We start from the raw sequence: 7,612 nt of genomic DNA on the forward strand, positions 1-7,612 counted from the left end.
AACACGCTCATCAGGTCTTGCAGCAGCGTGTTAGCCGCGGACTTGGACTCGTCCACAGTGGCGTCAAGGCCAGCGGCGTAGCCGGTGATGCGTCCCTCCGCTGCGCGGTGCGCGCGGGCACGCTCGATCAGCGCCACCGAGTCGGGTCCGTTGAACTTCACGGTCTTCACGGTGGTCGTCTCGTCGACGACGCCCTTGAGCAGGCCAACGCCCTTGTCCCGCTTGAAGTTGAACTCGGTTGCCCGCTCGCCGTTCTGGTAGCTGGAGGTGCCCAACACCATGTCGTTGGGCACCTGGCCCGACACCATCAGGCAGAACCGCAGGATGGCGTTGTCGCTGATCTGCGCCGGGATGGACTTGGCGTCCGGGCGCTGGGTGGCCAGCAGGACCACGATCCCGGTCGCCGGGCCACGCTTGACGAGGTCGGTCACGATTTCCTCGATGTCCTTGCCGTGGTCCTTGTGCTCGAACCACTTCTGCACCTCGTCACAGCCCACGACGATCGGGTGCAGGCCCAAGGACTTCTTGGACGCAAGCTCGGTGGTGAGCTGGCTGTCCGGGCAGAGGTCGCGCGGCAGTTCGCGGATCACCTTGGTACGGCGGCGCATCTCGTTTTGCAGCTCCCGCAACGCACCCAGCGCGTAGAGGATGTCGTCGTCCTCGTCCCCGGCGCGGTAGCGGTGCGCCACTGGCTCCAGCGGCGAGAGGTCACCGGTTCCCTTGAGGTCGTAGGCGTGGATCTCGGCGCGCGGGTCGAGTGCGGCGATGAGCAGCAGCAGCCGCAGGGCGAACGTCTTGCCCATGCGGGGAACCGCGCCGACGACACCGGAGACGAACATCAGGGTGAACGCCACCCAGTTGCCCTTCGGGTCGGTGCCGAACGGCTGCGCGTCGAACAGGTCGATAGCCGCGCCCTTGCGCAGCGGCCACGCGGGCTGCTTGGACTGGCTCATGTCCTGGAATCCCACCCACAGCACCAGCCGGGCCGGGCTGACATCGGAACGGCCCTCCGGCCACACCGAGTTCAAAGGCCGGCCGAGCGCGGAGGCGAGCTTGTCGCGGTTCTTGATGACCTCGGCGGCTGTAGCACCGCCGGGCAGGTCGATGTGGGCGACCCAGCCCGGACCCTCCTGGTGGATCGGGTGCACGAACCCGATGGCCTTGGGGTCGGTCTTCACCGCGCTGTTGATGGCGGCGATGCCGAGCTGGGTGAGCGCGCGGGTCACGGCGTCGCTGGTGAGCTTGGAGTAGCGGGCGGCCACCACGGCCGGGGACACCACGGGCTTATCGGCCGGGGTGCCGAGCTTGCCCAGCAGCCCCAGCGCCAGGGCGTAGCAGGCCCACATCACCCAGCCCGGCAGCGCACCGGGCAGCAGGATCAACGCGGGCACACCGATGAGCAGGCCCAGGGCCAGCACGATGGAGCGGAACCGCACACGGGCGTCACGCTGCGCGGACAGCCGCATGTAGGCCGCGGAGTCCTCCGCCTTCACCACGGCCGCGCGCATCGGCCGGCCTTCCGCGTCGGAGACCCACCGGCCGGTGGCGGCGGCGAGCAGGAACGCCCCGCGCGGAGCCCGGATCGCCAGGTGCAGGCCGTACAGCGGCGCACGCACGGCGTGGTACCCGGCGGCGTGGGCGTAGTAGCCCGCCACCCACTTCGCGGTGGCCTTGGCCTCCTGCACAGACCGCAGGTAGGCGGGCAGGATCGGTTCCCGCTTGGCCTCCTGCAACCGGCGAACCCAGTCCACCGAGTCCCCGCCCGGTTGATCGACCGCCGTCACCTCACCTGGCGTACCGGGCTGGTCGGTGTCGTCCTGGTCCTCGTCGGCGAACTCCGCCTCCAGCACCGTGGGGGCGACCTCCAGCGCCGTGCCCGGTCGCAGCGCGCGGACGTTGCTCGGCATGGCGGTCTCCTCCCCTGCGGTGCTCACGGCGGTCACGGTCGCGGTCTCGTCGGCGTCGGCGGTGGTCTCGGTGCCGGTCGGGGTGGTGGTGTGGTCGACGCTCATGACTGCACCTCAGTCGTGTCGTGGGACAGGTGGACCAGAGCCGCCGCGCCACCGAGAACGAGCACGGGAAGACAGGACACGAACGTGGTGATCTGCCACGGGGCGGCGGTCATGCCCGCGGCCTGCATCAGGTGGTAGGCGACCTGCCCGCTCATGCCCAGGACCAGCGCGGCGCACGTGGACCACATCGCGAACCGCCGTGCCCGTGCGGGCTTGGACTGGTCGAACCACACCCGCATCGCGAACGCGGCGTAGGCCTCCATGCCCAGCGGCAGCGTGATCGCGGTGTTGATGCTCCAGTCGTCCACGATGCCGGGCAGCAGGTTCACCGGACCGAACCCGGTCATCTCGCCCAGCCCGACCCAGCCACCCCAGATGGCCACGAACGCGCCCAGCGCGATCAGGTACACCGGCACGTTGCGCCACCGGCCGGGCGTCCGCGACGCGGCAACAGCCGTGCTCGGCGGCACCGGGGCGGTGTCGACGGCCACCGGCACCGGGGCGGTGGTGACGGCCGGTTCCGCGACCGTGCTCACCACCTCGGCGCGCTCGGCCGCCAGGGCGGGCACGGTCGCGGTCTCGGCCGTCACCGCAACCGGCGCGGCGATCACGGGCTCGCGGTCCGCCTGGTCCTGCTCGACCACGGCGGCCTGGTCCTGGTCGATGTCGTCGGCCTGCGCGTCGTCGGTGGTCGAGGCGGGCACGGAGTGCAAGCGACGTTCGAGCACGGCCACCGGCGCGGACGGGGTGTCCTGCTTGGACGGTTCGAAACCGCTGGTGCGCAACGCTTCCAGTGCCTGCGTGGCCTTGGGGTGGCCGACGTTGCAGCGCTGCCTGATCTGGCGGATCGACGGCCACGCGCCCTGCTCGGTGGCCATGGCGCGGACCTGCTCGGTGAGCTTGTCCATCGGGGTGGGGTAAGCGCTGGTCATCGCGTGGCCTCCTCAGCGGCACGGGAACGGGAGCCGAAACCGGCCGGGGCGGGGCGGTGGCGGTAAGTCGGGGTGCGGTGGGTGATGACGGCGGCCACCACCAGGGCGGGGATGGCGAGGACGGCGAGCTGCAACGCCGGGTTGTCGGCGGCGGCGGTGAACATCAGCCACTGCGCGGTGAGGATGCCGCCGCCGATCAGCAGCAGCTTCCACAGCACGATCACGGCCAGCAGCGCGAGGGCCAGGCCCACGAGCACAACGGTCGTCGGGATGGTCATCGCTTCTCCCCCAGCTCTCGGGTGCTCTTGGCGAGGTCACGAGCGGCGGCGGCCAGCTCGGCGGCCTTGGCCCTGAACGCGTCTCCGCCGTTCGGGCTCGTGGCGATGCGGTCGAACACGGCGGCCTTGGTGTCGAACCACGCGGCGCGCTCGGCCGCCGGAGCGGTGAAGGCGGGCATGGTGTCGTAGAGGTCGACGATCGCGGCGGCGATGGATGCCGGCTGTTCGTCGTCGTGGTGCTCGGTGGACACTGTGAGTGCCTTTCGGTCTGCTGACTGTTGGGTGTGTGAACCCGGACCGGCGGTGTCTCTTGCCGGAGTTGGCCGCCGGTCCGGGCTGATCAGAAACGCGAGATGACAGGCCCCTGCGGGCACGGGTCCCCCTGCATGTAGCCGGAGGACTCCTCCGCCTTGATGGCGATCTCGATGTGCTCGCCGCGCTCGCTGTAGTGGCGCTCCAGGTCGCTTGCCACGACGCACACCACCGAGTGCTTGCCCTTGCCACCAGGGCCGCTCTCGCTGCGCGGACCGGAGTAGGTCACCGACAGCACCACCAGCGGCTCAGCCGAATCGGCCGGCGCGTCGGGCACGGGCTTGCAGGCCGCCACGATCGCGGTGACGGCGATCAGGCACAGGGCCAGAGTCCGAGTACGCATCACACACGCTCCAGGTACTCGGTGATCCACGCCGTGACCGTCTCGGTGGAGTCGGTCCACGAGGTCTGCCGCGCGGAGTGGAAAGCGCGGACCAGGCGCGCCGCTTCCGCCTGGTCGGGGGTCGAGAACGGCAGCAGAGCGCCGGTCCCGTTCGCGCACAGGCCGCCCGTCCAGCGTCCGAAGTCCAGACGCACGCTGCTCATGCCCTCGGTGTAGACGACCGGCGTGAGGACCAGGCCGTCACCGATCGGCAGGGCGGGCAGCTGGAACGACACCGTGACGCCGTTGCCCAGCACCTGCGTGTTGCGCAGGAAGTTCACGCTGATGCCGCCGGGCGTCTGCTGGACGAAGTGGCTGTGCAGCTGAAGGAAGTTCGTCACGTTCTCGCTCCTGGTCTTCTCAGAGTTGTTGGCAATAAGGGACTTGCTCACGGTTCAGCTCTCCAGCTCGCGGAACGCCCTGCCGCGCAACCGCTTGGACCGGCCAGTGCTCTCGCTGTCGGCGCGCGTCGCCTTCGCCTGGATGACGCCACCGAGCGGTGATGCGGTGACGTACACACGCCCCAGCACCGACTCGCCACGGTTGGCGTAGAAGTGGCTGACCTCCTGCACCTCGAACCCCAGGCGCAGCGACTCAACAGCGGTGGCGATCTCAGCGGCCGTTCCTTCAAGGCGGATCTTCATCAGGCTGCCTCCTGCTCGTAAGTGGTCTCGTCCGCGCTGAAGCACACGGAGCACTGCTTCTTGGGGCCGCGCACGAAGTGGTCCACGTGGCCCTGGTGGGTGTGGCAGAACCGGCGCGCCTGGTTAGCCGCGGCGAGTGCCTTCTCCTTGGCCGGGGTCATCGGCCGCACGGGCACCGCCAGGTCCTCGCGGAACAGCTCGCACAGCTCGACACGCCGGAACGGCTTGACGTGGCGGAACATCAGCAACGCCACCGGGTCCTGACCTCCAGGCCGCTGCCCCTTGGCGCGCAGCTGCCGCCGCGTCAGCAACCCCTTCGGTGCGGCACAAGGCCGGCCACGGAACGCGAACACCGGAAGCCCTTCCCAGGTGCCCCGGCAGAACACCGTCCGGCCGTCCCACAACGTCGTCTCGCCGAACGGCCACTGACGCCCGCTCATCACGCCACCTCGACATCGGTGACGAGAGCGGCAACGGCGGCCTGGCGGCGGGTGCGGATCAGGTCCTGGCGCTCCTTGGCGGTCATGCCGCCACGAACGCCCCACTGCCCGCCGATCCCGTGCTCCAGCTCGCTTTCCAAGCACCGCACGACAAACGGGCATCCGGCGCACGTCGCCTTGGCCACCGACTCACGCCGCCGCATGTCCTCGGCCGACTCCCGCAAGTGCGCCGGGGTGTCGTCCGACGCGCCGAACCACAGCTCAAGGTCCGTACCCACACAGGGCCGGTCCTCCCAGTTGGTCGGAACCTCCATGAGGTGGAACCGCTTCATCTCTCTCCGTTCTAGTGCGTTGTATGTCGTTCTAGAACACAACCTAGGCGTGGGGTCCAAGTCGTGTCCATGCTCCGATCGGGTGATCTAGAACGGCCTATAACGGCCGGTATGTTGAAGCTATGCAGCTCTCACCCAGTGCAGGTCACCCCTACCAGGCGCTCGCCGCCGCCGTGATCGCCAAGATCCAGGCGGGCGAGCTGAAGCCAGATGACAAGTTGCCGCCAGTGCGCGAGCTGGCAGCAACAGCAAGCGTCACGATCGCCACCGCGCAACGCGCAATCGCCCTCTTGGGAGAGCAGGGCTATGTCACCACTATTCCCGGACGCGGCAGCTTCGTTTGCGAACGACCGGAAACATCCGATGACGAATCGCCACTACAAGAACAATTGCAACAGATTCGCGTAGAACTCGCGGACCTTCAATCCCGCTTTGCTGCCCTCGAACGCGATAGGCGAAACAGTTAGCGAGTTACTTACTGCGACAAAGCCGAACCGAAGGAACTCAGTGCCTCCAACACCGATCCGAACCAAACGGCGGCTTGACGAGCGAGGTGCGCCGCCCCAACGGGGTCGCGCAGGATCAATCCGAGCAGTACAAGGCCGATCCCCACTGCCATCAAACGACCACCACGGCCACCACCACCGACCGTGGGCATCATCGTCTGCTTGCGTCCCATCCCTGCCTCCTCGGCTGGTCACTTGCTGTTTCGATGAACGCAAGTCAACCCTGCGAACCTGGGTGGACGTCAGTGTCACGCGTGGTGATACGTGTGGTGCGGTGGTGATACGGACGCATCACCACCGCATCACCTGTCCCACATCCGCCCTCCGGTGGCAGACTCGAAATGACGACGTACCCGCAAGCAGGGAGCAGGCGCGATGACCGACCAGAGCGGTATGTGGGCACAGCGAATTCGTTCTCTTCGCACGGCGCACGGCTGGTCTCAGGTCGAGGCCGCCGAGAGGATGCGCACGCACACCAGCGACCAGCTTCCGGAATCCAGCAATCTCGTTCGACGCTGGAAAGCCTGGGAACTTGGGGAAAACAAGCCTAGCTCCTACTACCAGTCAATAATTGCAGCGACTCTTGGAACCGTAACCGCGTCGCTGTTCCCTCCGGTGGACCGAACACAGTCCGGACTCGAAATTTTGTCCGCCACCGGCATGGACACGCTCGAAATCGTGAGCCGCCTAAATGCCTCAGCGGTAAACGACGCCACCATTGACGGCCTACGCATCACCGTGGATCGTCTGTGCTCTGACTATGCGAGCACTTCCGCCGCAGATCTAATTCTCGAAGGTCGCCAGTGGTTGCGTCGGATCACAGAGCTTCAAGAACAACGGCTCAGCTTCCGACAACGCCGTGAAGCTCTGGAGCTTGCAGGCTGGCTCGCACTCTTGGTTGGTTGCCTCGAATACGATCTGGGAGATCGCAGAGCAGCCGAAGCGACGCGCAAAGCGGCACTGACGCTCGGACAAGAAGTAGACAGCCCTGGCATCATCGGCTGGGCATTCGAGATGCGAGCCTGGTTCGCGCTCACCTCAGGAGACTACCGAGCCGTTCTAGCGGCAACGGAGGCGGGAAGGGCAGCGTCGGGCAGCCACAGCGTCAGCGTTCAACTCATTGCGCAAGAGGCCAAAGCGTGGGCTCGCATGGGTAAACGAGACGAAATGCTCGGCACACTCGAAACTGGGCGTCAGGTCTTGGACTCTCTTCCATACCCAGAAAACACCGATAACCACTTCGTCGTCGATCCTGCCAAGTTCGACTTCTACGCCATGGATTGCCTTCGTCACATTGGCGAAGACCGCCTAGCGCGAGAACTCGCTGAAGAAGTGATTCGGGTCGGTACCGACTTCAACGGCCGAAAGAAGTCGCCTATGCGCATCGCCGAAGCACAAGTGACGCTTGGAGTTGCAGCAGCCAGAGAAGGCGATCTGGAGCAAGCTCTTGCACGCGGAAGGCAGGCCCTAAGCGGCGACCGGAAATCTCTACCGTCACTCGCGATGGTGGCCCGTGATCTCGAAGCAGTGCTCAAAGACCGATACGAGGATGAGCCGGAGGCGCGGGAGTACCTGGGCGAGCTGCGGAACATTCAAGGGCCGTCTGGCGGCTGGTAGCTCACGCCGTCCGGCGAACCTACGAGGGTGCCACCCCTCGGTGAGCCAATCCCTATCCAAGCTGCACGCCACTCTGACACACGCATCGGCCGTGAGCTGCGACAGCAGGACTGCCGGCGCGAGCTCACCGCGGCTGTCAACGGCAGACCAATGCCGA

The 7,612-nt window shown here is 66.9% G+C and carries 12 protein-coding genes; 2 read left to right on the forward strand and 10 right to left on the reverse strand.

What is annotated here, in order from left to right:
* From BMW88_RS40605 to BMW88_RS40645, 9 genes are all read right to left on the reverse strand, one after another.
* Window positions 1-2,012: FtsK/SpoIIIE domain-containing protein (locus tag BMW88_RS40605; RefSeq protein WP_245778401.1), on the reverse strand; the 2,012-nt coding region annotated here is incomplete at its 3' end.
* Window positions 2,009-2,944 carry a hypothetical protein gene (locus tag BMW88_RS40610; RefSeq protein WP_089962554.1) on the reverse strand — a complete coding sequence of 312 codons (936 nt, stop codon included), beginning with the start codon at window positions 2,942-2,944 and terminating at the stop codon, window positions 2,009-2,011. The genes BMW88_RS40605 and BMW88_RS40610, both read right to left, overlap by 4 nt.
* Complete coding sequence (locus BMW88_RS40615) at window positions 2,941-3,222, reverse strand: hypothetical protein (protein ID WP_089962555.1); 282 nt, start codon at window positions 3,220-3,222, stop codon at window positions 2,941-2,943. Before BMW88_RS40615 ends, BMW88_RS40610 begins: the two co-directional genes overlap by 4 nt.
* Window positions 3,219-3,473 (reverse strand): hypothetical protein, encoded by a 255-nt coding sequence (locus BMW88_RS40620; protein ID WP_089962558.1) that lies wholly within the window; start codon window positions 3,471-3,473, stop codon window positions 3,219-3,221. Before BMW88_RS40620 ends, BMW88_RS40615 begins: the two co-directional genes overlap by 4 nt.
* A gap of 89 nt (window positions 3,474-3,562) precedes the next feature.
* Window positions 3,563-3,877: a hypothetical protein gene (locus tag BMW88_RS40625; RefSeq protein ID WP_089962560.1), complete on the reverse strand. Its 315-nt coding sequence runs from the start codon at window positions 3,875-3,877 to the stop codon at window positions 3,563-3,565.
* Window positions 3,877-4,257: a hypothetical protein gene (locus BMW88_RS40630; protein WP_089962564.1), complete on the reverse strand. Its 381-nt coding sequence runs from the start codon at window positions 4,255-4,257 to the stop codon at window positions 3,877-3,879. Before BMW88_RS40630 ends, BMW88_RS40625 begins: the two co-directional genes overlap by 1 nt.
* Before the next feature lie 54 nt (window positions 4,258-4,311).
* The gene (locus BMW88_RS40635; protein ID WP_089962567.1) at window positions 4,312-4,560 is read right to left on the reverse strand and encodes a hypothetical protein; all 249 of its coding nucleotides are present in this window, start codon (window positions 4,558-4,560) and stop codon (window positions 4,312-4,314) included.
* Window positions 4,560-5,000, reverse strand: a complete 441-nt coding sequence (locus tag BMW88_RS40640; protein WP_089962570.1) for an RRQRL motif-containing zinc-binding protein — start codon at window positions 4,998-5,000, stop codon at window positions 4,560-4,562. The genes BMW88_RS40635 and BMW88_RS40640 overlap by 1 nt, the downstream gene beginning before the upstream one ends.
* Window positions 5,000-5,278 carry a WhiB family transcriptional regulator gene (locus BMW88_RS40645; protein WP_177221680.1) on the reverse strand — a complete coding sequence of 93 codons (279 nt, stop codon included), beginning with the start codon at window positions 5,276-5,278 and terminating at the stop codon, window positions 5,000-5,002. Before BMW88_RS40645 ends, BMW88_RS40640 begins: the two co-directional genes overlap by 1 nt.
* Window positions 5,279-5,454: 176 nt before the next feature.
* Here BMW88_RS40645 and BMW88_RS40650 point away from each other — a divergent pair, with 176 nt between their 5' ends.
* A complete protein-coding gene (locus BMW88_RS40650) occupies window positions 5,455-5,799 on the forward strand; it encodes a GntR family transcriptional regulator (protein ID WP_089962577.1) in 345 nt (114 codons plus the stop codon).
* Between the two features lie 8 nt (window positions 5,800-5,807).
* Here BMW88_RS40650 and BMW88_RS41550 read toward each other — a convergent pair whose 3' ends face one another.
* Window positions 5,808-6,011: a hypothetical protein gene (locus BMW88_RS41550; RefSeq protein WP_143116523.1), complete on the reverse strand. Its 204-nt coding sequence runs from the start codon at window positions 6,009-6,011 to the stop codon at window positions 5,808-5,810.
* Between the two features lie 202 nt (window positions 6,012-6,213).
* Between BMW88_RS41550 and BMW88_RS40655 the strand changes: the two genes are divergently transcribed.
* Window positions 6,214-7,455 (forward strand): helix-turn-helix domain-containing protein, encoded by a 1,242-nt coding sequence (locus tag BMW88_RS40655; RefSeq protein WP_089962581.1) that lies wholly within the window; start codon window positions 6,214-6,216, stop codon window positions 7,453-7,455.
* Window positions 7,456-7,612: the final 157 nt, after the last annotated feature.

The organism is Lentzea xinjiangensis (assembly GCF_900110955.1).
In the GTDB taxonomy this organism is placed as follows: Bacteria; Actinomycetota; Actinomycetes; order Mycobacteriales; family Pseudonocardiaceae; genus Lentzea; species Lentzea xinjiangensis.

Coding starts and splice junctions, on each gene's coding strand:
- BMW88_RS40610 (WP_089962554.1), bottom strand. CDS start 2,944: ATGACCAGCGCTTACCCCACCCCGATGGACAAGCTCACCGAGCAGGTC.
- BMW88_RS40615 (WP_089962555.1), bottom strand. CDS start 3,222: ATGACCATCCCGACGACCGTTGTGCTCGTGGGCCTGGCCCTCGCGCTG.
- BMW88_RS40625 (WP_089962560.1), bottom strand. CDS start 3,877: ATGCGTACTCGGACTCTGGCCCTGTGCCTGATCGCCGTCACCGCGATC.
- BMW88_RS40635 (WP_089962567.1), bottom strand. CDS start 4,560: ATGAAGATCCGCCTTGAAGGAACGGCCGCTGAGATCGCCACCGCTGTT.
- BMW88_RS40640 (WP_089962570.1), bottom strand. CDS start 5,000: ATGAGCGGGCGTCAGTGGCCGTTCGGCGAGACGACGTTGTGGGACGGC.
- BMW88_RS40650 (WP_089962577.1), top strand. CDS start 5,455: ATGCAGCTCTCACCCAGTGCAGGTCACCCCTACCAGGCGCTCGCCGCC.
- BMW88_RS41550 (WP_143116523.1), bottom strand. CDS start 6,011: ATGGGACGCAAGCAGACGATGATGCCCACGGTCGGTGGTGGTGGCCGT.
- BMW88_RS40655 (WP_089962581.1), top strand. CDS start 6,214: ATGACCGACCAGAGCGGTATGTGGGCACAGCGAATTCGTTCTCTTCGC.